This window comes from Isoptericola sp. NPDC019571 (assembly GCF_044389385.1).
In the GTDB taxonomy this organism is placed as follows: Bacteria; Actinomycetota; Actinomycetes; order Actinomycetales; family Cellulomonadaceae; genus Isoptericola; species Isoptericola nanjingensis.
The window spans coordinates 317,300-338,998 of record NZ_JBIRXZ010000002.1 but is presented as its reverse complement, the minus strand read 5'-3'; the positions used below and the strand labels follow the sequence as shown (position 1 = coordinate 338,998).

21 protein-coding genes are annotated in these 21,699 nt (G+C 74.3%); 1 reads left to right on the top strand and 20 read right to left on the bottom strand.

Translation table 11 applies throughout. The features are described 5' to 3' along the window. Positions 1 to 24 precede the first annotated feature (24 nt). From lepB to ndk, 15 genes are all read right to left on the bottom strand, one after another. Positions 25 to 846 (bottom strand): signal peptidase I, encoded by an 822-nt coding sequence (gene lepB / locus ACH443_RS04905; protein ID WP_430589625.1) that lies wholly within the window; start codon positions 844 to 846, stop codon positions 25 to 27. 184 nt (positions 847 to 1,030) lie between these two features. Continuing rightward, complete coding sequence (rplS, locus tag ACH443_RS04900; protein ID WP_429762293.1) at positions 1,031 to 1,393, bottom strand: 50S ribosomal protein L19; 363 nt, start codon at positions 1,391 to 1,393, stop codon at positions 1,031 to 1,033. Between the two features lie 172 nt (positions 1,394 to 1,565). Next, the gene (gene trmD, locus ACH443_RS04895) at positions 1,566 to 2,387 is read right to left on the bottom strand and encodes a tRNA (guanosine(37)-N1)-methyltransferase TrmD (protein WP_430589624.1); all 822 of its coding nucleotides are present in this window, start codon (positions 2,385 to 2,387) and stop codon (positions 1,566 to 1,568) included. A gap of 1 nt (position 2,388) precedes the next feature. After that, entirely contained in the window at positions 2,389 to 2,940 is a 552-nt protein-coding gene (gene rimM, locus ACH443_RS04890) for a ribosome maturation factor RimM (RefSeq protein ID WP_430589623.1), read from the bottom strand. Between the two features lie 137 nt (positions 2,941 to 3,077). Continuing rightward, complete coding sequence (locus ACH443_RS04885; RefSeq protein WP_429728397.1) at positions 3,078 to 3,317, bottom strand: RNA-binding protein; 240 nt, start codon at positions 3,315 to 3,317, stop codon at positions 3,078 to 3,080. Further along, positions 3,317 to 3,736 carry a 30S ribosomal protein S16 gene (rpsP, locus tag ACH443_RS04880; RefSeq protein WP_429762296.1) on the bottom strand — a complete coding sequence of 140 codons (420 nt, stop codon included), beginning with the start codon at positions 3,734 to 3,736 and terminating at the stop codon, positions 3,317 to 3,319. The genes ACH443_RS04885 and rpsP overlap by 1 nt, the downstream gene beginning before the upstream one ends. 195 nt (positions 3,737 to 3,931) lie before the next feature. Beyond that, a complete protein-coding gene (locus tag ACH443_RS04875) occupies positions 3,932 to 5,035 on the bottom strand; it encodes an amidohydrolase family protein (RefSeq protein ID WP_430589622.1) in 1,104 nt (367 codons plus the stop codon). 53 nt (positions 5,036 to 5,088) lie between these two features. Next, positions 5,089 to 6,705 carry a signal recognition particle protein gene (gene ffh / locus ACH443_RS04870; protein WP_430589621.1) on the bottom strand — a complete coding sequence of 539 codons (1,617 nt, stop codon included), beginning with the start codon at positions 6,703 to 6,705 and terminating at the stop codon, positions 5,089 to 5,091. 46 nt (positions 6,706 to 6,751) lie between these two features. Further along, positions 6,752 to 8,596, bottom strand: coding sequence for an HD domain-containing protein (locus ACH443_RS04865; protein WP_430589620.1), 1,845 nt, complete (start codon positions 8,594 to 8,596; stop codon positions 6,752 to 6,754). Between the two features lie 12 nt (positions 8,597 to 8,608). Beyond that, a complete protein-coding gene (locus tag ACH443_RS04860; RefSeq protein ID WP_429728391.1) occupies positions 8,609 to 8,947 on the bottom strand; it encodes a P-II family nitrogen regulator in 339 nt (112 codons plus the stop codon). Further along, positions 8,944 to 10,230, bottom strand: a complete 1,287-nt coding sequence (locus ACH443_RS04855) for an ammonium transporter (protein ID WP_429762300.1) — start codon at positions 10,228 to 10,230, stop codon at positions 8,944 to 8,946. Before ACH443_RS04855 ends, ACH443_RS04860 begins: the two co-directional genes overlap by 4 nt. A gap of 186 nt (positions 10,231 to 10,416) precedes the next feature. Continuing rightward, positions 10,417 to 11,583, bottom strand: a complete 1,167-nt coding sequence (ftsY, locus tag ACH443_RS04850; RefSeq protein ID WP_430589619.1) for a signal recognition particle-docking protein FtsY — start codon at positions 11,581 to 11,583, stop codon at positions 10,417 to 10,419. A 72-nt stretch (positions 11,584 to 11,655) separates the two neighbouring features. Next, positions 11,656 to 11,982, bottom strand: coding sequence for a hypothetical protein (locus ACH443_RS04845; RefSeq protein WP_429762302.1), 327 nt, complete (start codon positions 11,980 to 11,982; stop codon positions 11,656 to 11,658). Between the two features lie 4 nt (positions 11,983 to 11,986). Beyond that, the gene (gene smc, locus ACH443_RS04840; protein WP_430589618.1) at positions 11,987 to 15,568 is read right to left on the bottom strand and encodes a chromosome segregation protein SMC; all 3,582 of its coding nucleotides are present in this window, start codon (positions 15,566 to 15,568) and stop codon (positions 11,987 to 11,989) included. 142 nt (positions 15,569 to 15,710) lie between these two features. After that, a complete protein-coding gene (ndk, locus tag ACH443_RS04835; RefSeq protein ID WP_429762304.1) occupies positions 15,711 to 16,169 on the bottom strand; it encodes a nucleoside-diphosphate kinase in 459 nt (152 codons plus the stop codon). A 176-nt stretch (positions 16,170 to 16,345) separates the two neighbouring features. On the opposite strand from ndk, the gene ACH443_RS04830 reads away from it, so the two are divergent. After that, entirely contained in the window at positions 16,346 to 17,377 is a 1,032-nt protein-coding gene (locus tag ACH443_RS04830) for a type IV toxin-antitoxin system AbiEi family antitoxin domain-containing protein (RefSeq protein ID WP_430589617.1), read from the top strand. Positions 17,378 to 17,410: 33 nt separating this feature from the next. On the opposite strand, the gene ACH443_RS04825 is transcribed toward ACH443_RS04830, so the two are convergent. From ACH443_RS04825 to dhaL, 5 genes are all read right to left on the bottom strand, one after another. Further along, entirely contained in the window at positions 17,411 to 17,854 is a 444-nt protein-coding gene (locus tag ACH443_RS04825; protein ID WP_429762306.1) for a DUF4233 domain-containing protein, read from the bottom strand. Beyond that, positions 17,851 to 19,530 carry an MDR family MFS transporter gene (locus ACH443_RS04820; RefSeq protein WP_429762308.1) on the bottom strand — a complete coding sequence of 560 codons (1,680 nt, stop codon included), beginning with the start codon at positions 19,528 to 19,530 and terminating at the stop codon, positions 17,851 to 17,853. Before ACH443_RS04820 ends, ACH443_RS04825 begins: the two co-directional genes overlap by 4 nt. Before the next feature lie 93 nt (positions 19,531 to 19,623). After that, complete coding sequence (locus ACH443_RS04815) at positions 19,624 to 20,232, bottom strand: TetR/AcrR family transcriptional regulator (protein WP_430555830.1); 609 nt, start codon at positions 20,230 to 20,232, stop codon at positions 19,624 to 19,626. A 57-nt stretch (positions 20,233 to 20,289) separates the two neighbouring features. After that, positions 20,290 to 20,994 (bottom strand): dihydroxyacetone kinase phosphoryl donor subunit DhaM, encoded by a 705-nt coding sequence (dhaM, locus tag ACH443_RS04810; protein WP_430589616.1) that lies wholly within the window; start codon positions 20,992 to 20,994, stop codon positions 20,290 to 20,292. Continuing rightward, complete coding sequence (gene dhaL, locus ACH443_RS04805) at positions 20,991 to 21,698, bottom strand: dihydroxyacetone kinase subunit DhaL (protein ID WP_430589615.1); 708 nt, start codon at positions 21,696 to 21,698, stop codon at positions 20,991 to 20,993. Before dhaL ends, dhaM begins: the two co-directional genes overlap by 4 nt. Position 21,699 lies beyond the last annotated feature (1 nt).

Sequence of the window (21,699 nt, the reverse complement as noted above, 5' to 3'; positions counted from 1 at the left end):
CGGGGCCGCGCTCGACCAGCGACGTCACGGCTCCGGGACCTTCGCGAAGACGTCGCCCGGGTTGCGCAGGAGCTTCGCGTCGCCCAGCGGCCACACGGTGGCGAACGCCGACCCGACGACGTTGTCCATCGGCACGAACCCGCCGCCGGGCTTGCCCGTGTTGTAGCGGGAGTCCTGCGAGTTCTGCCGGTTGTCGCCCATGACGAACAGGAAGCCGTCAGGCACGACCGTGTCGAACGGGTCCTGGCTCGGTACCGAGCCCGGCTTGATGTACGACTCCTCGTCGATCGGCTCGCCGTTGATGCTCACGCGGCCCTGGTCGTCGCAGCACGTCACGTGGTCGCCGGGCGTCCCGACGACCCGCTTGATCAGGTGGTCGCCCGTCTCCTGCGGCAGCAGCCCCACGAACGTCAGGACGTTCGTCACCGCCTGCCCCACGGGGGTCCGCTCGGGCGGCTCGTACGGCGGCAGCCAGCCGCCGGGGTCCTTGAACACCACGATGTCGCCACGGTGGACGTCGAACACGTCCGGCACCATGCGCGAGACCATCACCCGGTCGCCGATCTCCAGCGTGTCCTCCATCGACCCGCTGGGGATGTAGAACGCCTGAACCAGGAACGTCTTGATGAGCCACGACAGGACCAGCGCGCTGACCACGATGATCGCGGTCTCGCGCAGGACACCGAGCCCGCGACTCGGGGTCGGGCCTTCGGCGGGGGCGGGGCGGCCCGCTCCGACCACGGCGTCGAAGCCCTCGACCCCGTCGCCGGAGCCGCTGCCCGCGGGGTCGTGGGGACGGGGATCGCGCGCGCTGGGCCGGTCTGTCACGGGATCGGAGTCTGCCACGCCCTCACTCTTTCACTCGCCACCGTCCACGGCGAAACCGCGACAGGCCCCCGCTCGCGCTCCGGCGGCGGCCCTGGCCGACCCCGGGGACGACGACGGACGGGCGGCCCTGCCATCGGCAGGAACCGCCCGTCCGGGGGTGCGCGTCAGCGCGTCGCGACGCGGCGCATCACGCCGCACGGCCTCACTTCGAGGTCGGCGCGGTCTCGCGCTTCTCGCGGATCTTCGCCTTCTTGCCGCGCAGGTTGCGCAGGTAGTACAGCTTCGCCCGGCGGACGACGCCGCGGGAGACGACCTCGATCGAGTCGATGGTCGGGGCGTGCAGGGGGAACGTCCGCTCCACGCCGACGCCGAAGCTGATCTTGCGGACGGTGAACGTCTCGCGGACGCCGCCGCCCTGGCGCGCGATGACGATGCCCTGGAACGCCTGGACGCGCGAGCGGTTGCCCTCGACGACCTTGACGTTGACCTTGACGGTGTCGCCGGCGCGGAAGTCCGGGACGTCGGAGCGCAGCGAGGCTGCGTCGACGGAGTCGAGCGTGTGCATGGTGGTCTCCCCGCCCTGCCACAGGTCAGGAGCAAGATCGTGGCGCGCCCGCAGGGGCACGCGGAATCTGACGTGTCGGTGGGTGCGTCGGCTCCTCGACCAGGCGGGCTGACCAGCAGCCCGTCGTGACCTCCCCTGTGGCAGAGGCCGGGTCGGCGAACGCACCAGCGCCCTATTCTGCCACACGTCCCGGCGCGGAACCCGGCTCGGGCTCCGCCGCGGGACGGAGGCGTCCGTCACGCACCTCCCAGCCGAGGCCGGCGAGGACGGCGCGGTCCGCCTCGTCCAGCGACGCGGGGTCGAGCGCGGCCACCATGTCGGGGCGCCGTGCGGCGGTCCGCTCCAGCGCCCGGTCGCGACGCCAGCGCTCGATCCGGGCGTGGTGGCCGGACAGGAGCACCTCGGGCACCTCGAGCCCCGCCCACTCCGGCGGCTTCGTGTACACCGGGTACTCCAGCAGGCCGGCTGCGCCGTGCGACTCCTCGACCAGCGAGTGCGGGTTGCCGACGACGCCCGGCAGCAGCCGCCCGAACGCCTCGATCATCACGAGCGCGGCCACCTCCCCGCCGTTGAGCACGTAGTCGCCGATGGACAGCTCGCTGACGCGGTGGCCGGCGGCGCGGGTGCGCTCGGCGACGCGCGCGTCGATGCCCTCGTACCGCCCGCACGCGATGACCACGTGCTCCTCGGCCGCCAGCGCCTCCGCGTGCCGCTGCGTGAAGACGTCGCCCGACGGCGTCGGCACGACCAGGTGCCCGCCCCCGCCCGCCGGCAGGACGTCGTCGAGCGCCCGCCCCCAGACGTCCGGGCGCATGACCATGCCCGCTCCCCCGCCGAACGGGGTGTCGTCGACCGTGCGGTGCCGGTCGGTGGTCCAGTCCCGCAGGTCGTGCACCCGCAGGTCGAGCAGCCCGGCCTGGCGCGCCTTGCCGACCAGCGACAGGTCCAGCGCGGCGAGGTAGTCGGGGAAGATCGAGACGACGTCGACGCGCACGTCAGCCCTCGCCCTGGGCGTCGTCCGCCCGGTCGACGACGGCGGACGCCGCGTCCCGGGCGAGCAGCCCGCCGGGGGGCGTCAGGACGACGCGCCCGCCCGCGACGTCGACCTCCGGCACGATGGCGCGGACGAACGGTACGAGCGTGCGCTCGCCGCCGGTCTCCCGCACGACGAGCGCGTCGTGCGCCGGCAGGTGCTCGAGGCCGGTCACCTCGCCGACCACGGTCCCGTCCTCGAGCTCGGCCCGCAGGCCCTGGACCTCGTGCGGGTACCAGGCGTCCTCCTCGTCGGAGACGTCGGCCTCGACGACGAGCTCGACGCCCCGCAGCGCCTCGGCCGCGGTGCGGTCGGCCACCTCCGCGAAGGACACGAGCCAGCGGCCCTGGTGCACCCGCGCGGCGGTCACCGTCAGCGGCCCGGCCTCGGCCGGCTCGGTCGCGAGGGTGAGCCCCACCGCGAGCCGCTCCTCGGGGTTGTCGGTGCGCAGGTCGAGGCCGACCTCGCCCCGGAGCCCGTGCGCCCGCCCGACGCGCGCCACCACCAGCTGCATGACCACTCCTGTCTCGAACTGTTCTCGTGGGCCGGTGACCACCGGTCCCAGCATGCCTCGCGGCAGACGACGAGGCCCGGCCCCACTCTCGGTGGGGTCGGGCCTCGTCAGTGCTACGGCAGCGGGTGCGGCACGCGTCAGCGCCGGTCGACGTCCACGACGTCGACCCGCACGGGGCCGTCCGTCGCGAGGGCGCCGACCACCGTGCGCAGCGCCTTCGCCGTCCGTCCGCCCCGGCCGATCACGCGGCCGAGGTCGTCGGGGTGCACCCGCACCTCGAGCAGGTCGCCCCGGCGCTGCGTCCGCGAAGCCACCCGGACGTCGTCCGGGTTGTCCACGATGCCGCGCACCAGGTGCTCGAGGGCCTCGGCGAGCATCAGGCCTCGGCCTCAGCCTCGGTGGCCTCGGCCGCCGGCTCCTCGGCCTTCTTCTCGGCAGCCTTCGCCTTGGCCTTCTCGGCCTCGGCGGCGACGGCCTCGACCGCGGCGGCGCTGTCAGCCTTCGCGGTCTTGGTCTTGAGGGTGCCCTCGGCGCCCGGAAGACCCTTGAACTTCTGCCAGTCACCGGTGATCTTGAGCAGCGCGGCGACCTGCTCGGTCGGCTGCGCACCGACGCCGAGCCAGTACTGCGCCCGCTCGGACTTGATCTCGATGAACGACGGCTCCTCGGTCGGGTGGTACTTCCCGATCTCCTCGATGACGCGCCCGTCGCGCTTGGAGCGCGAGTCGGCCACGACGACGCGGTAGTACGGGGCCCGGATCTTGCCGAGGCGCTTCAGACGAATCTTGACGGCCACTGTGGTGGTGTCTCCTGGTTCTGGTGGGGCGACCTCACGCGCCGCCGGGTGGGGTCCTGGCGGTGTCCGGAGGTCAGGAACGCGACCTGCGCAGGAGAGAGGGGCCTGGGCACGCCGAGTACCCCGCCATTGTGCCAGACCGGGCGTGCCCGCTCCAACCACGGGTGACGCACCTCTCGCCCCGGCGCGGGGAGGTCAGCCGCGGACGACCTGCCCGCGCAGCACGACGGCGGTCGGGTGCCGCAGCACCTCGATGTCCTCGCGCGGGTCGGCGGGGTAGACCACCAGGTCCGCGCTGGACCCCTCGACGAGGGCGCCGAAGCCCAGCAGCTCGCGCGCCCGCCAGGTCGCCATCGCGACGACGTCGGCGGCGGGGATGCCGGCCGCGACCAGCTCGGCGCACTCGTCCACGACCCGCCCGTGCCCGAGCGTGCCGCCGGCGTCGGTCCCGACGAGCAGGGGCACGCCCGCCTCGTGGAGCGCGCGCACGTGCTCGTACCGGCGGGCGTGCATGCGCCGCATCCGCGCCGCGTACTCCGGGTACTTCCCCTCCGCCTGCCGGGCGATCTCCTCGAAGCGGGCCACCTGGAGCAGCGTGGGGGTCACGGGGATGCGCCGCGCCGCGACCTCGTCCACGAGCGCCCCCATGACGCCCGTCCCGTGCTCGATGCCGTCCACGCCCGCGGCGAGCAGGTCGGGCACGACCTCCTCGGAGAAGGCGTGCACCGTGACGCGCGCGGCCTCCGCGTGCGCGGCGGCGACCGCCTCCGTGAGCACGTCGCGCGGCCACAGCGGGCCGAGGTCGCCCGCCTCGCGGTCGATCCAGTCCCCGACCAGCTTGACCCAGCCGTCCGCGCGGCGCGCCTGGGCGCGCACCGCGTCGGGGAGCGCTCCCACGTCGTCGAGCTCGAGGCCGAAGCCCCGCAGGTAGCGCTTGGGGCGTGCCAGGTGCCGGCCGGCGCGCACGAGGCGCGGCAGGTCGGGGCGCTCCTGGACCCAGGACGTGTCCACGGGCGAGCCCGCGTCGCGCACGAGCAGGACGCCGGAGTCGCGGTCGGCGACGGCCTGGGCCTCCGCCGTCGCCTGGTCGACCGCGCCGTCGGGGCCGAGGCCCACGTGGCAGTGCACGTCCACCAGACCCGGCAGCACCCAGCCCTCGAGCTCGCGGGTGGCGCTGCCCTGCGGCGACGGGCGGGTCAGGCTGACCCGGCCGTCGCGCACCCACATCTCGCCGACGTCGCGATCGTGACCGAGCAGGACGTGGCCGGTGACGTGCAGCGGGACGTGCGGGGCAGACATGGTCGAAGGTTACCGAGTCGGGGGGCCGGGCCGTGGAGGCCGGTCCGTGCGCCTCAGCGTCCGCCGAGCAGCTTGTCGAGCCCGTCCGGCAGCTGGAGCTTCGAGAGGTCCTGCTCGGCCGGCTCCTCGCCGCCCATCCCGAACGCGGAGCCCTGCGGGGACGGCTTCGCGGCGGGGCCGCCGAGCGCACGCTGCATGGCCTCGCGCTCCTGCTGCGCCCGCTTCGCGGGGTTGCCGGACTTGCCCTTGACCTTCTTCGAGGGCGCCTGCTTGCCGCGCGACTTCTTGCCCCCGCCCGGCATCCCCGGCATCCCCGGGACGCCGCCGGGCATGCCCGGCATGCCGCCGCCCTTGCTCATCTGGCGCATCATCTTCTGCGCCTGCGTGAACCGCTCGAGGAGCTGGTTGACGGCCGTCGTCGTCTGGCCGGAGCCCCGCGCGATGCGCGCGCGGCGCGAGCCGTTGATGATCTTGGGGTTGTCGCGCTCGGCGGGCGTCATCGACTGGATGAGGGCCTGGACCCGGTCGACCTCGCGCTCGTCGAAGTTCTCGAGCTGCTCGCGCATCTGCCCCATGCCGGGCATCATCCCGAGCATCTTCTTCATGGAGCCGAGCTTCTTCATCTGCTGCATCTGCACCAGGAAGTCGGACAGCGTGAAGTCCTCGCCCTTCTCCACCTTGGCCGCCATCTTGGCGGCCTCCTCGGCGTCGAAGGCCTTCTCGGCCTGCTCGATGAGGGTGAGCACGTCACCCATGTCGAGGATGCGCGACGCCATGCGGTCGGGGTGGAAGACCTCGAAGTCGGTGAGCTTCTCACCGGTCGAGGCGAACATGATGGGGCGGCCCGTCACCGTCGCCACGGAGAGGGCGGCACCGCCGCGCGCGTCTCCGTCGAGCTTGGACAGGACGACGCCGGTGAAGTCGACGCCCTCCTCGAAGGCCTTCGCCGTGGCGACGGCGTCCTGGCCGATCATCGCGTCGATGACGAACAGGACCTCGTCGGGCTGCACGGCGTCGCGGATGTCCGAGGCCTGCTGCATGAGCACCTGGTCGACGCCCAGGCGGCCCGCGGTGTCGACGATGACGACGTCGTGCTGCTTGACCTTCGCCTCGGCGACACCGTCACGGGCCACGCCCACGGGGTCGCCGATGACGACGTCCGTCTCCGCGCCCTGGTTGCCCGGGTGCGGCGCGTAGACCGGGACGCCGGCCCGCTCGGCCACGACGGAGAGCTGGGTCACCGCGTTGGGGCGTTGCAGGTCGGCGGCGACCAGCAGCGGCGTGTGGCCCTGCTCCTTGAGCGCCAGCGCCAGCTTGCCGGCGAGGGTCGTCTTGCCGGCGCCCTGGAGGCCGGCGAGCATGATGACCGTCGGCGGCGTCTTCGAGAGCTGCAGCGGCCGGGTCTGGCCGCCGAGGATCGACACGAGCTCGTCGTTGACGATCTTCACGACCTGCTGCGCCGGGTTCAGCGCGCCGGACACCTCGGCGGACAGCGCACGCTCGCGCACCGCGGAGGTGAACTCGCGCACGACGGGCACGGCGACGTCGGCGTCGAGGAGCGCCCGACGGATCTCGCGCACGGTCGCGTCGATGTCCGCCTCGGAGAGCCGACCCCGCCCGCGCAGGTTCTTGAACGTCGCGGTGAGCCGGTCCGACAGGGAGTTGAACACCAGGCAGGTCCTTAGGAGAGGTCGTCGTGGGGTGCGGCCACCTAGCCTACCGTCCGACGGCGAGCGCCCGACGGGCCCGCCCCGTGAGGTCGTCCACGAGGCTCGCGCGCCACGCCGTCCATCCCGCCGGGCCCAGCGACGACGAGTCCGCCTCCGTGACCACGCGCACCACCTCGAGCAGGTCGCCGCGGTGCTCGAGCGCGTCGAGGAGCTCCGCCACCGTGGCCGGGTCCTCGAGGTCGGCCGTGGTCGCGAGGCGCGCGAGAGTGAGGTGGTGGCGCACGACGAGGCCGACGTCGCGCGCCGTGTCCTCGCCGAACCCCGTCCGGAGCACGATGCCGGGGGCGACGCGGGCACCCTCCACGGAGTGGTCGGGCTCGACGGCGCCGCGGCGCTTGCCGATGTCGTGCAGCAGGGCGCCGAGCAGGAGCTGCTCCGTCGGCGCCGCCGCGACGCCCCCGTCCGCCGCGACCTGGCGGCGCACCCGGACGGCGCGCGCCGCCGTCTCCACCAGGTGCCGGTCCACGGTGTGCCGGTGGACCGCGGCCCGCTGGGGGCGGTTGCGCACGGCCGCCCACTCGGGGATCCAGGTCGTGACGACGCCGGCAAGGTCGAGCGCCTCCCAGACCGGCACCTGGGCCGGCCCCGCGCCGAGCAGCGTGAGCAGCGCGGAGCGCGCGGCGGGCGGCCACGGCGCGGGCGGCGGCGGGGACTCCGCGAGCGACTGCACGGTCACGGGCGAGAGCACGAGACCGGTGCGCGCCGCGGTGGCCGCTGCCCGCAGCGGCAGCAGCGGGTCCTCGGCCGGCTGCGCCCCCACGGCCAGCACCAGCTCGCCGTCGTGCTCCACGAGGCCGTCGCCCACCGACCGCAGCCGCGGCGCGGACCGCCGCCCCCGGACCATGACGGGCCGGCGGACCGCGGGACGCTGCAGCGCCTGCCGGGCGCGGCGCACGGTGGAGTCCAGCGCGTAGGAGATCTCCCGACCGGCCTCGGCGAGGCTGGCCAGCAGCTCGTCGGGGTCGTCGTACCCGCAGCGGGCGGCCACCTCGTCGAGGTCGGCGAGCAGCAGCTTGGTGGAGCGGCGCCGCGTCACGACGTGCACCGCGTCCCGCACGTCCAGCAGGTGCGCGTACGCCCGGTCCACGCGGCCGTGCGGGCGGTCGGTGAGCCACGTGGCCGCGAGCGCCGACAGCAGGACGGCGTCGCGGATGCCGCCGCGCGACTCCTTGAGGTCCGGCTCGATGAGGTACGCCAGCTCCCCCGCGCGCTCGGCCCGGTCGCGGGCGCTGTGCAGCAGCTCGGGCAGCCGGCGGCGGGACGCCGAGCGCCAGTCGGTGAGGATCGCGGAGGCCGCGCGGTGCACGACGACCGCGTCCCCCGCCACGGGCCGCACGTCCAGCCAGCCGACGGCGGCGGGCAGGTCGGTGGACGCGAGCCGACGCGTCTGGCTCAGCGAGCGCACGGCGTGGTCGACGTCGACGCCGGAGTCCCACAGCGGGTACCACAGCGCGTCGGCGACGCGGGCGAGCTCGTCGGGCTTGTGGGTGCGGCCGTCGTGCACGAGCACGAGGTCGAGGTCCGACAGCGGACCGAGCTCGCCGCGGCCGAGGCTGCCGACGGCGGCCAGCGCGAGGCCCGTCGGGTCGACGTCGGCCGTGGCGGTCTCGTACAGGGGGGTGAGCCGGTCGGTGACGAGCTGCTGCAGGGCCGTGCGGCGCGCGACCCCCGACCGGCCGGGGCCGGTCAGGCCGTCGGCGGCGGCGAGCAGGTCCGCGCGCAGGGGGCCCACCGCAGGGGTCGTGGTGGCGCCGTCGTCGACGCGCGAACCCCGCACCCCGGCGTCCGGGGTGCGGGGCTCGGTCGCGCCCGGCTGGTCGTCCGGGAGCACTGTCCGCGTCTCCTAGAGGGCCGCGTCGCCGTGCTCGCCGGTGCGCACGCGCACCACGTCGTCGAGCGTCGTGGTCCACACCTTGCCGTCCCCGATCCTGCCGGTCTGGGCGGCCTTGACGACGACGTCCACGACGGTGGACGCGTCCTCGTCCGCGACGAGGACCTCCACGCGGACCTTGGGCACCAGGTCGACCGTGTACTCGGCGCCCCGGTACACCTCGGTGTGGCCCTTCTGGCGTCCGTAGCCGCTGGCCTCGCTGACGGTCATCCCGCGGATGCCGGCGGCCTCGAGGGCGGACTTCACGTCGTCCAGGCGGTGGGGCTGGACGACCCCGGTGACGAGCTTCATGCGCGGATCTCCCTCTTGATCTGGCCGCTGGCGGAACCCTGCGGGACGGTCTCGTACGCGGACTCGCTGTGCACCGCCAGGTCGATGCCACCGACCTCGGCCTCCTCGGAGACCCGCCAGCCCATGACCGCCTTGAGCGCGATCGCGATGAGGTAGGTGATGATGCCGGAGAAGACGATCGCGACGACGGCGATGATCGCCTGGACCGCGAGCTGGTTCAGGCCGCCGCCGTAGAACAGGCCCGTCTCGGTGGCCAGGAAGCCGATGGAGACCGTGCCCCAGAGGCCGGAGACGAGGTGCACGCCCACGACGTCGAGCGAGTCGTCGTAGCCCAGCTTGTACTTCAGCCCCACCGCGAAGGCGGAGAGCACGCCGGCGATCGCGCCGACCGCGATCGAGCCCACGGGGCTGACGGACCCGGCGGCCGGGGTGATCGCGACGAGCCCGGCCACGACACCCGACGCCGCACCGAGCGACGTCGCGGAGCCGTCACGCAGCTTCTCCACCAGGAGCCAGCCGAGCACCGCGGCCGCGGTGGCGACCGTCGTGTTGACCCACGCGAGGCCGGCGAAGCCGTCGGCGGTGAAGGCGGAGCCGCCGTTGAAGCCGAACCAGCCGAACCACAGGAGCGCCGCGCCCAGCATGACGAGCGGCAGGTTGTGCGGGCGCATCGGCTCGGAGCCGAAGCCCTTGCGCTTGCCGACCACCAGGGCGAGGACCAGCGCGGCCACACCGGCGTTGATGTGCACCACGGTGCCGCCGGCGAAGTCGATCGGCGTCGCGATGGACGCGAACGGCCCGTCGCCGGACAGCAGGCCGCCGCCCCAGACCATGTGCGCCATCGGGAAGTAGCAGAGGGTCACCCACACGGCCACGAAGACCATCCAGGTGCCGAACTTGGCGCGGTCGGCGATCGCGCCGGAGATAAGGGCGACGGTGATGATGGCGAACGTCGCCTGGAAGCCCACGCCCACGATGCCGGGGACGCCGAAGTCGTCGATCGCGAACTCGCCCGCGGCGTCGTAGATCGCGCCGGACAGCCCGAACTGGTCGAACGGGTTGCCGACGATCCCGCCGAGGTCGGCGCCGTAGGACATCGACCAGCCCCACAGCACGTAGACGACGCCGACGACGGCGATCGCGCCGAACGACATCATCATCATGTTCAGCACGGACTTGCCGCGCACCATCCCGCCGTAGAAGAGCGCGAGTCCAGGGGTCATCAGGAGCACGAGAGATGCCGACATCAGCATCCACGCGGTTGCTCCGGTGTCCAGCTCCATGAGTTGTTCCTCCCTCACCAGCCGGGCGGCCGGGTCGGGCACTACCGTGGTCGGGCGGGGTTTCGCCTGGACTGTTCTGGTGTTTCGCGGGTGTGACAAGGCCCCGTCACGCGTCAACTTTGCGTTAACGGGGCCTTGTCACGGGGTGCCGCGGGGTGCCGCGGGGTACCACGGGTGCGGCGGTGGTCAGCCCAGCAGGCCGTCCACGAACTGCTCGGGGTCGAACGGCGCCAGGTCGTCGGGGCCCTCCCCCAGCCCGACGAGCTTGACCGGCACGCCGAGCTCGCGCTGCACGGCGACGACGATGCCGCCGCGGGCGGTCCCGTCGAGCTTGGTGAGCACGATGCCGGTGACGCCGGCGACCTCGCTGAAGACGCGGGCCTGGTTGAGGCCGTTCTGCCCCGTCGTGGCGTCGAGCACGAGCAGCACCTCGGCGAGCGGCGCCTCCCGGGTGATGACGCGGGTGATCTTGCCCAGCTCGTCCATGAGGCCCGCCTTGTTCTGCAGGCGGCCCGCGGTGTCGACGAGGACGACGTCCGTGCCCTCGGCCTTGCCGCGCTTCACCGCGTCGAACGCGACGGCGGCCGGGTCGGCGCCGTCGCGGTCCGAGCGCACCGTCTCCACGCCCACGCGGGCGCCCCAGGTCTGCAGCTGGTCGGCGGCCGCCGCGCGGAACGTGTCGGCCGCCCCGAGCACCACGGACCGGTCCTCCGCGACCAGCACCCGCGCCAGCTTGCCGACCGTCGTCGTCTTGCCCGTGCCGTTGACGCCCACCACGAGCACGACGGCGGGCAGCCGCGCGCCGTCGTCACCGACCGGGCCGGTCGTGGCGACGTCGCGGTCCAGCGCCGGGTCGACGACCTTGAGCAGCTCCTCGCGCAGCAGGTCCCGCACGGTCTTCGGGTCACGGACGCCGAGCACGCGCACGCGCGTGCGCAGGGCCTCGAGGAGCTCCTCGGCCGGTCCTGCGCCGATGTCGGCGAGCAGGAGCGTCTCCTCGAGCTCGTCCCAGTCGTCCTCGGTGAGGTGGTCGCGGGACAGCACGCTGAGCAGCCGCGCGCCGAGCGGCGACCCCGACCGGGCGAGCCGGTCGCGCAGACGCACCAGGCGCCCGGCCACCGGCTCCGGCGTCTCGAGCGCGGGCGCCGCCGGTTCCGCCGCGGGGCCCGCGTCGACCGACGCTCCCTCCGGCGCGGGGGCCACCGTCGTGGCGCCGTCGTCCCGCCGGTCGACCGGCTGGTCGACCTGCTGGTCGGGGCGCCGGCGGCGCGACCTCGGGACGAGCAGTGCGGCACCGCCGCCGACCACGACGACGACGCCGAGAAGGATCCAGAGCCAGAGCTGATCAGTCACGCGGACAGTCTCCCAGAAGCGCGCGACCGCGCCGCCCGGCGAGGACCGCCGGCGGAGCCCCGGACGAGGGGGTCACTCCGGCTTGCGGACGCTCCCCACGTGCCACGAGCTGCGCGCCTGCAGGCGCGCGCGGTGCAGGGCGTCGGTGAGCTCCTCCGGGTCGACGTAGCCCGGGGCGTCCTCGACCGTCGCGGCGAAGAACTCGTCCATCCCGGTCTCGACCGGGGCAGGGGGCGCGACGCGCCTGCGGCGCAGCCCGGACCGGAAGTCGCGGAGGAAGCGACCGAGGCCGGGTGCCTCGTCGTCCTGACCCTCACGACGCTCCATGACGTTGGCCACGAGGAACACCACCGCGGCGAGAACGAGGGACCCGAGGACCCAGAGGACGAACGTGAGCATGGCGTTATTCTCCCCGCGCATCGACGGTCTCGCGCATCCGCTGGGAGATGACGGTCGTCACACCGTCGCCGCGCATGGTCACGCCGTACAGCGCGTCCGCGACCTCCATCGTGCGCTTCTGGTGGGTGATGACGATGAGCTGGGAGTCCTCCTGCAGCTCGCGGAAGATCTCCAGCAGCCGGCCCAGGTTCACGTCGTCGAGCGCCGCCTCCACCTCGTCCATCACGTAGAACGGGCTGGGGCGCGCCTTGAAGATCGACACGAGGAACGCGACCGCCGTGAGCGACCGCTCCCCGCCGGACAGCAGCGACAGCCGCTTGATCTTCTTGCCCGCCGGGCGCGCCTCGACCTCGATGCCCGTGGTGAGAAGATCACCCGGCTCGGTGAGCACCAGGCGCCCCTCGCCGCCCGGGAAGAGCCGGCCGAAGACCCGCTCGAACTGCTCCGCGGTGTCGCGGAACGCCTCCGCGAAGACCTGCTGCACCCGCTCGTCGATCTCCTCGACGATGTGCAGCAGGTCCTGGCGCGACTTCTTGAGGTCCGCCAGCTGCTCCGTGAGGAACTGGTGCCGCTCCTCCAGGGCCGCGAACTCCTCCAGCGCGAGCGGGTTGACCGCGCCGATGCGCGCGAGCGCACGCTCCGCCGTCGCGAGCCGCTTCTCCTGCTCCGCGCGCACGTACGGCACGGGCTCCGGGTCCGGCTCCTCCTCGGCGGCGTCGGCGGGGCGCGCCACCGGCACGTCGCGGTGCGGGCCGAACTCCTCGACCAGGACGTCGGGGTCGCTGCCCAGCTCGTCCACCGCCCGGGCCTGCAGCTGCTCGAGCCGCGCCACCTGCTGGGCGCGCGCCACCTCGTCGCGGTGCGCGACGTCGGTGAGGTCGCGCAGCTCGCCCGCGAGCCGGTCGGCGTCGGTGCGGACCGCCTCGAGCTCCCGCTGCCGCGCGCCGCGCTCCTCGTCGGCGGCGGCGCGCTCGGCCTGGGCCCGCTCGATCGAGCGGGCGAGGACGGCGAGGGCCGTGCCCGCGTCGTCGCGCACCGCGGACGCCGTCCGCGCCTCGGCCGCGCGCTGCACCGCCCGCCGCTCCGCCTTCTCCCGCGCGGCGCGCTCCTGCGCCGCGGCCCGAGCGAGGCCTTGCGCACGGCCGGCGACGGCGCGCGCCCGCTCCTCGCTCGTGCGCAGCTCGAGCCGCGCCTCGGTCTCCGCCGCGCGTGCCGCGGTGGCTGCCTCCTGCGCCGCCTCGCGGGCCGCCTGCGCCTCGGCCACCTGCTCCTGCGACTGCGCGGGCTCGGCCTCGGCGACCTCGAGGCGCCGGGCCAGCTCGGTGAGCTCCACCTCGTCGGCCTCCCGGCGCTCGGCGGCCTGGGCGAGCGTCGCGCGGTGCCGCTCGGCCTCCGCGAGCGCGGACCGGTGCGCCGAGCCCAGCGTGCCGAGCTGCTCCGCGACGGCGGCGAGGGCGGCGTCCGACTCGTGCAGCCGGGCGAGGGTGTCGTCGTGGGCGGCCTGCGCGGCCTCGAGACGCTCGCGCGCCCCGACCAGCTCGAAGCGGCAGCGCTCGCCGCGGGCGGCCGCGTCGTCGAGCCCCTCCTTGGCTTCGTCGAGCGCCGACGTCAGGTGCAGCACGCTCGGCGCGGCCGCGGAGCCGCCCCAGGCCCGCGCCGCGCCCAGCAGGTCGCCGGCCCGCGTCACGGCGACGACGCCGGGTGCCTTCTGGACCAGGGCGCGCGCCTGGGCCAGGTCGTCCACCACGACCACGTCGCGCAGCAGCGCGCGCAGCGGGGCGGCCGCGGGCCCTGCCACGGTGACGACGTCGGGCGCCCGGCGCGCGCCGTCGGGAAGGTCGGCGGCGACCGGGGACGTGCCCGGCGCGCCGTCGTCGGTGCCGCCCACGACGAGCCCGGCGCGGCCGGCGTCGTCGTCGCGCAGGCGGCGCAGCGCGTCGACCGCCGCGTCGAGGTCGCGCACGGCCACGGCGTCCGCGACCGGGCCGAGGGCGGCCGTCACCGCGTCCTCGTAGCCCGCCTCGACGCCGAGCAGCGCGGCGACCGAGCCGAGCACGCCGGGCGCGGCGTCCGCGAGCAGGGCGCCCGCGCCGTCCTTGCGGTCCAGGCTGAGCTCGAGGGCCTCGACCCGCGCGCTCCAGGTGGCGCGGTCGCGCTCGGCCTCCGCCGCGCGGGCCTCGAGGTCCTGCACGGCCGCCTGCGCCTCGGCGAGCGCCGTCGTCGCCTCCTCGTGCCGGGCGTCGAGGTCCTCCTCGCCCTCCTCGGCGCCCACGACCTGCACCTCGAGCGCGCCGAACTCGCGCGCCGCCTCCTCGGCCCGGCGCTCCGCCTCGGCGACGACCTCGCGCACGCGCTCCAGCTCCGCGTCCCCCGCCTCGACGCGGCTCCGGCGCGCGGCCACCTGCCCGGACAGCCTGGCGAGGCCCTCGCGCCGGTCGGCGGCGCCGCGGTGCAGGGTCGCGAGCTCGCGCTCCGCGGCGTCCGCGGCCTTCTCGGCGTCGGTGCGCGCGGCGACCGCGGACTCGAGCGCGGCGCGCGCGAGCTCGACCTCGCGGGTCAGCTCCGCCTCCGTGGCCCGCGCCCGCTCGGCCTGTGCCTCCAGGTCGGCCGGGTCCTGGCCGCGGTGCTCCGGCTCGGTGGCGCCCAGCAGCCGCACCCGCTCGTCGGCGAGCGTGGCCAGCCCTCGCAGCCGCTCGCGCAGCGCGCTCAGCGCGTGGAAGGCGTCGGCCGCGCGGCCGGCGTCCGCGACCGCGGCGGACGCCGCGACCTCGAGCCGCGCCAGGTGCTCCCGCGCCCGCTCCAGTCCCCGCTCCGTCTCCTGCTGACGCTCGCGCAGCGCCGCCTCGTCGGCCCGCTCCTGGGCCATCTGGGCGGTGAGCTGGGCCAGGTCGTCGGCGAGGAGCCGGGCCTTCGCGTCCCGCAGGTCGGCCTGGACGGTCCGTGCCCTGCGCGCCGCCTCCGCCTGCCTCCCGAGCGGGCCGAGCTGGCGGCGCAGCTCCGCGGTGAGGTCCGTGAGGCGCGCGAGATTGCCCTGCATCGCCTCGAGCTTGCGCAGCGCCTTCTCCTTGCGCTTGCGGTGCTTGAGGACGCCGGCCGCCTCCTCGACGAAGCCGCGGCGGTCGTCGGGGTTGGCGCGCAGCACGGCGTCGAGCTGCCCCTGCCCCACCACGACGTGCATCTCGCGGCCGATGCCGGAGTCGCTCAGCAGCTCCTGGATGTCGAGGAGCCGGCACGAGGTGCCGTTGATCGCGTACTCCGACCCGCCGCTGCGGAACAGCGTGCGGGTGATCGTCACCTCGGTGTAGTCGATCGGCAGCGCGCCGTCGGTGTTGTCGATCGTGAGGGACACCTCGGCCCGGCCGAGCGGCGGGCGGCCGGCGGTGCCGGCGAAGATGACGTCCTCCATCTTGCCGCCGCGCAGCGACTTGGCGCCCTGCTCCCCCATCACCCACGACAGCGCGTCGACCACGTTCGACTTGCCCGAGCCGTTCGGCCCGACGACGCACGTGATGCCCGGCTCGAGGCTCAGCGTCGTCGCCGAGGCGAACGACTTGAAGCCGCGGAGCGTGAGCGTCTTGAGGTGCACCCGGCGAGCCTAACCGCCGGATCCCGCCGATCCGCGGAACTACGCCGCTCCCGCCCGGAGACGTCCGGACACGCCGACGGCCGGGCCCGTGCGGGCCCGGCCGTGCGACGTCGTGCGTGAGTGTGGCGTGACGTGCGAGGGCTCAGAGGTTCGGGAACCAGAGGCCGATCTCGCGGGCCGCGGACTCGGGCGAGTCGGAGCCGTGCACCAGGTTCTGCTGCACCTTGAGTCCCCAGTCGCGGCCGAGGTCGCCGCGGATGGTGCCGGGGGCCGCCTCGGTGGGGTTGGTCGCGCCCGCCAGCGAACGGAACCCGGGGATGACGCCCTGGCCCTCGGCGACGACGGCGAGCGTCGGGCCCGAGAGCATGAAGTCGACGAGCGGCTGGTAGAACGGCTTGCCCTCGTGCTCCGCGTAGTGCGCGGCGAGGAGCTCGGTCGTGGCCTGCTTCAGCTCGACGGCGACGAGCGTGTAGCCCTTCGCCTCGATGCGCCGCAGCACCTCGCCGGACAGGCCGCGGCGGACGCCGTCGGGCTTGACGAGCACCAGGGTGCGCTCGATGGCGGGCTCGGCGGGCAGTTTCGTGTCTGCGGCGTCGGTCATGGCGGAAAGCCTATCGGCGCCGAGGGTGCCTTCGACCACGCGATCCGTACCGCCATCACGTGAATGACGACACAGATCCCGTGCTCGAAGGGTTCGACGCTGCCCCCAGGCATCGCCTGTCCACAGGGCGCCCGGCTGCGCACGAGGGGGCCGCCGCGCGGTGGTCGAGTGCGGAGATGCGCCCGCTCTCCCCTCCACCGGCCCGAGTCCTCGACGTCGCACGTGCGCAGGCCGGTCTGATCACGACCGCCCAGTGCGAGGCGGCCGGGATGACCCGGACCCGCCTCGCACGGATGGCGCGACAGGGCAGATGGGTGCGGGCGGCGCCAAGCGTCTACGACACGGACCCGGTACCGGTCGAGCACCGTGAGCGCCCCGACCTCTTCGACCATCGACGGCGTTGGTCGGCGTGGCGCGCCGTCCTCGCCCTCGGTCCGAACGCGATGCCCGTCGGCCAGAGCGCACTCGTCTTCCACGGGGTCCGGGGGCTCCCCGTCCGGATCACCCCCGAGGCGAGCCTCCCCGGCGCGGCCCGACTCCAGCCGGACGTCGCCGTCGTCCGCCAGTACGACCCGGCGACACCGACGAAGCTGGTCGCCGGGCGCAGGGTCCCCACCGTGCTCCATGCCCTGGCGCAAGCTGTCCCGACGCTCGACCGGCGGCACGCGGTCGCGGTCCTGGACGACGCCGTCCACCAGGGCCTCATCACGCGCGCCCAGGTGGAGCAGGCCCACGACCTCGCTCGCGGACGCCGCGGGGTCGAGCGCACCCACGCCTGGTGGCAGCTGGTCGACGGGCGCGCCGAGTCCCCGCTCGAGACGGCGGTGCGCCTCGAGTGCATCGACGCCGGCGTTCCTCCGGACGACCTGCAGCGCGTGCTCGTCGACGACCAGGGGACGTTCCTCGGGCGCGGCGACATGGTGTGGCGCCTGCCCGACGGCCGATGGTTCTGGCTCGAGGCGGACGGCTCCGAGGTGCATTCCTCACCTGCGGCCCTCTACGAGGACCGGCGGCGGCAGAACGCCCTCGTCGCCGACGGCGGAGTGGTGATGCAGCGGGTCACCGGCCGTGACCTCTACGGTCCCGTCGGGCTCGGACACCAGATCGCCGCGCGGCTGCGCAACCTCGGCTGGGTTCCCGGACAACCCCTCCCTCAGCAGCCGAGCACCCTTCGAGCACGGGATCCGTATCGCTCAACCGGTGTATAGCGATACGGATCCCGTGCTCGAAGGGTGCTCGGGTCAGAGGTTCGGCGCCGTCTCCGGGTGCTCGGCGTCGTATTCCGCACGCTCGCGGTCGATGCGGCCGCCCAGGCGCAGCGAGACGACCCACATCGCGACGAACACCACGCCGACGACGAACATCATCGGCAGCAGCAGGCCCATCGCCAGCACGGGCACCTGCACGACCGTGCCCGCGTAGTACCCCATCGGCGTCCCGACCATGCGGGACATCACCAGGAGCACCACGAACAGCACGCCGATCACGAGCCACAGGGCGAGCGGCGACTCGATCACCAGGGGGCCGCGCTCGTAGCCGGTGTTCCGCAGCCCGTAGAGGGCGACGCCGGCGAACAGCACCACGAACGCCTCCAGCTGCAGCATCATCGACGTGAACTGCACCTTGGCGGGCTTGCGGGGCTTGATGCGGTCCCCCGGACGGGGACGGTCGTCCTTCTTGCTCACGACCCCACGATATCCGCGCGCTCGCGGGTGCCGGGACCGTCGTCGTCGGAGACCTCCGACACGCCGTCGGCGACCGGCAGCTCGTCGAGCGCCCCGGCCTTGGCCGGGTCCGCGACCGCCTCGCCCCGCGCCACCATGCCGGCGACGTCGGACAGCTTGATCACGGGCAGGAAGAACGCCAGCACGAGGCCGACGAGGACGAGCGGCACGAGGTACCAGAACGACGGCGCGAGGGCGTCGGCGTAGGCGTCGATGATGCCCGACTTGAGCGGCTCGGGCAGCGACTGCACGACGCCCGGCGTGAGGCTCGACTCCCCCGCGCCGCCGGCCCCGGCGGGCGCCCCGGCGAAGACCTCGGTGAGGTTGTCCGTGAGGCGGGTGGTGAAGATCGTCGTGAACAGGGCGGAGCCCACGGCCGCGCCGATCTCGCGGAAGAAGTTGTTGGAGCTCGTGGCCGTGCCCAGCTCGTGCGGGTCGACGGCGTTCTGCACCGCCAGCACGACGGTCTGCATCACGAGGCCCATGCCGGCGCCGAGCGTGAAGATCATCGCGCCGAAGGTCCACATCGACATGTCGCCGGCGAGGCCGGTCAGCCAGACCATCGCCAGGGCGACCACGATCAGGCCGGCCACCGGGTAGGCCTTGTACTTCCCCGTCTTGGAGATCGCGATACCCGAGACGATGGAGGTGAGCATCATGCCGGCCATCATCGGGAGCATCAGCCAGCCCGACTCGGTGACACCGGCGCCCGTGGACATCTGCAGGAACGTCGGGATCATGGCCATCGCGGAGAACATGCCCATGCCCAGCACGAGCCCGATCAGCGTCGTGATGGTGAACGTACGGTTCTTGAACAGCCGCAGCGGGATCAGCGGCTCGGCGACGCGCGTCTCGACGAGGATGAACGCGGCCACGGCGGCGAGCGTCAGCACGAGGAGCCCGGACAGGCGCCAGTCGGTCCAGTCGTAGCCGGACGACGACAGGGACTCCCAGCTGGTGACGAGCACGATGCCCGTCGTGGCCACGGCCATCGTGACGATGCCGCCCCAGTCGACGGGGCGGGTCGAGCGGTGCGAGGGCAGCTTGAGCGCGAACCAGGCGACGACGAACGCGGCGACGCCGACGGGCAGGTTGATCCAGAAGGTCCACCGCCAGCCGGGGCCCTCGGTGAGCCAGCCGCCCAGGAGCGGGCCGAGGACGGCCGAGATGCCGAACAGGGCGCCGAGCGGACCCATGTACTTGCCGCGCTCGGAGGCCGGCACGATGTCGGCGATGATCGACTGCGACAGGATCATCAGGCCGCCGCCGCCGAGGCCCTGGAGGGCGCGCCACAGGACGAGCTCGATCATGTTCTGCGACAGCGCGGCGCCCACGGACGCGAGCGTGAACAGCCCGATCGCGACGAGGAACGGCCAGCGCCGGCCCATGAGGTCGCCGAACTTGCCGTACAGGGGCATGCCGATGGCGACGGCCAGGATGTAGGCGGTGACGACCCACCCCTGGTGCTCGACGCCGTTGAGCTCGCCGACGATCGTGGGCATCGCGGTGCCGACGATCGTCTGGTCGAGGGAGGACAGGAACATCGACGCCATCAGGGCGCCGAAGATCAGCCAGACGGTGCGCTGCGTCAGGACGACGACGGGCTTGTCCGGCGCGGCAGCAGGGGCACTGCTCATGGAACACCTCGGATCGGTGGCGCGCGGGGGCGCCGGGGTAGTGACGGGGGCTGGGGTGCTCGAGGAGGGCGTGCGGGCGGAGGTGCCCGACGCTCAGGAGGTGAGGACGGCGGCGAGCTGGCCGACGACGTGCGGCACGTGGTCGCCGACGTCGCCCTCGTGGCCGGTGCGCGCCCAGTCGTCCATCGCCGCCCGCGTGACGACGAAGACGACCATGGCGCACATCTCGGGGTCGGCCGGCAGGGGTGCCGCCTCGTGCCGCCGCTCGAACAGCGCGACGACCTGGGTCTTGTGCCGCTCGAACCACGCGAAGTGGCGGCCGAGCAGGCGCGGCTCGAGCTGCAGGATCTCCATCACCTGCTCGCCCTGGTGCTTGCCGGGGCCGGCGAACGCGGAGAGCAACGACCGGACGAGCACCTCGAGGTCCGCCGCCAGACGCCCGGTGGGGCCCCCGGCCGCGAACGCCTCGCGGGTCTCGGCGCTCAGCTCGAACGACCCCTGACCGAGCACCGCGTCGTCCTTCGACTCGAAGTAGTTGAAGAACGTGCGGGGCGAGATCTGGGCCGCCTCGGCGATCTCCTCCACCGTCACGGCGTCCAGGCCTCGCTCGAGCACGAGGCGCTGGGCGGCGTCGACGATCGCGTCCGTGCGCGCGCGCTTCTTGCGCTCACGCAGTCCGAGGTCGCCGGCGGGAGGAGTCACCGGACAATCATGCACCCACTGCAATATTGCACCAAGTGCAATTTCCTGTGAGCGTGATCACACCTCGCCGAAGCCGCCCTCGATCAGCCCGACGACGGTGGCCACGGCGTCGCGCGCGTCCGCCCCGTGCGCGGACACCTCGACCTCGGTGCCCGCGGCGGTGCCGAGCGCCATGAGCTGCAGCACGCTCGTCGCGTCGACGCCCTGGAGGGTGACCGGCCCGCCGAACGCCGCCGCGGCCCGCGCCACCACCGCCGCCGGGCGGGCGTGCAGGCCCAGCGGGTTGCGGATCACGACGCGGGCGCTGGCCGTCGCGGTGGTCTCGACCGGCTCGAGCGACGGATCGGCGGGAGCCTGGGCAGGTGCAGGCGCAGGGGCAGCGGGCGCCCCCGCGCCCTCGGCGGCGGCCAGCACCGCGTCCAGCCCGGCGCCCTGCTGCGCCGCCACCGCCGCGGCGACCGCGCCCTCGACGAACGGCGCTTCGGCGAGGCGCACCCGGCCGACCAGGTCCTCGTCGAGCTCGAGCGCCGTCTCGACGGTCAGCACGGCGGAGCCCAGGTCGGCCAGCACGACGACGCCGTCGACGCGCGGCAGCGCGCGCCCGAGGGCGTCCTGCACGACCTCCAACGACGTGCCCAGGCCGCCGGCGCCGTCGCCCGCCCCGCTCTCCAGGACGACGTCCGGCGCCATCTCGCGGGCCAGCTCGACCGTCCCGTCGGCGAGGCGCGCCGAGTGGGAGACGAGCAGCAGCCCGACGCTCACTCCCCGACCGCCTCCGCCTCGCCCGCCACGGCACCCGGCGTGGCGTCGGGCGTGGCGTCGGGCGTGGCGCCGAGCGCCGCGTCGAGCGCCGCGCGCAGCACCAGCGCCGTCGAGCGCGCGCCCGGGTCCTCGTGGCCGGCGCTCCGCTCCCCCAGGTAGGACGCCCGGCCCTTGGTCGCCACGAGCGGGATCGTGCCCGTCGCGCCGGCGTCGGCCGCGTCGGCGGCCGCCCGCAGCACCTCGACCGGCTCCTGGCCGGCGTCCGCGGCGGCGGTGGCCGCCTCGACCGCAGGGGCGAGGGCGTCGACCATCGTCTTCTCCCCCACCTGCGCCTTGCCGCGCGACGTCACGCCCTCGAGCGCGGCGTCGAGCAGGACGACGACGCCGGACCCGTCGACGCTGGGGCGGGCCGACCGCTTCGCCGCCCGCAGGAACGCCGTCCCGTACAGCGGGCCGGAGGCGCCGCCGACCTTCGACATGAGGGTGGTGGCCACGAGCATGAGCACGTCGCCGACCTCCGCGCGCTCCGGGGCCCCCGGGTCGTCCAGCTTCGCGACCACGGCCTGGAACCCGCGGTGCAGGTTCTCCCCGTGGTCGCCGTCCCCGATCTGCCGGTCGAGCTCCGTGAGCTCGTCCTTCGACCCCGCCACGACGTCGGCGGTGCGCCGCACCCAACGCTCCGCCCATGCCACGTCGAGCCCCATG

Bases quoted from the DNA above. Each gene is read 5' to 3' on its own strand.
- rplS (WP_429762293.1), bottom strand. From the start codon at position 1,393: ATGCACACGCTCGACTCCGTCGACGCAGCCTCGCTGCGCTCCGACGTC.
- rimM (WP_430589623.1), bottom strand. From the start codon at position 2,940: ATGCAGCTGGTGGTGGCGCGCGTCGGGCGGGCGCACGGGCTCCGGGGC.
- ACH443_RS04885 (WP_429728397.1), bottom strand. From the start codon at position 3,317: ATGCTCGCCGAGGCCCTCGAGCACCTGGTGCGCGGCATCGTGGACAAC.
- ACH443_RS04875 (WP_430589622.1), bottom strand. From the start codon at position 5,035: ATGTCTGCCCCGCACGTCCCGCTGCACGTCACCGGCCACGTCCTGCTC.
- ACH443_RS04860 (WP_429728391.1), bottom strand. From the start codon at position 8,947: ATGAAGCTCGTCACCGGGGTCGTCCAGCCCCACCGCCTGGACGACGTG.
- ACH443_RS04855 (WP_429762300.1), bottom strand. From the start codon at position 10,230: ATGGAGCTGGACACCGGAGCAACCGCGTGGATGCTGATGTCGGCATCT.
- ACH443_RS04845 (WP_429762302.1), bottom strand. From the start codon at position 11,982: ATGCTCACGTTCGTCCTCTGGGTCCTCGGGTCCCTCGTTCTCGCCGCG.
- ndk (WP_429762304.1), bottom strand. From the start codon at position 16,169: ATGACCGACGCCGCAGACACGAAACTGCCCGCCGAGCCCGCCATCGAG.
- ACH443_RS04830 (WP_430589617.1), top strand. From the start codon at position 16,346: ATGCGCCCGCTCTCCCCTCCACCGGCCCGAGTCCTCGACGTCGCACGT.
- ACH443_RS04820 (WP_429762308.1), bottom strand. From the start codon at position 19,530: ATGAGCAGTGCCCCTGCTGCCGCGCCGGACAAGCCCGTCGTCGTCCTG.
- dhaL (WP_430589615.1), bottom strand. From the start codon at position 21,698: ATGGGGCTCGACGTGGCATGGGCGGAGCGTTGGGTGCGGCGCACCGCC.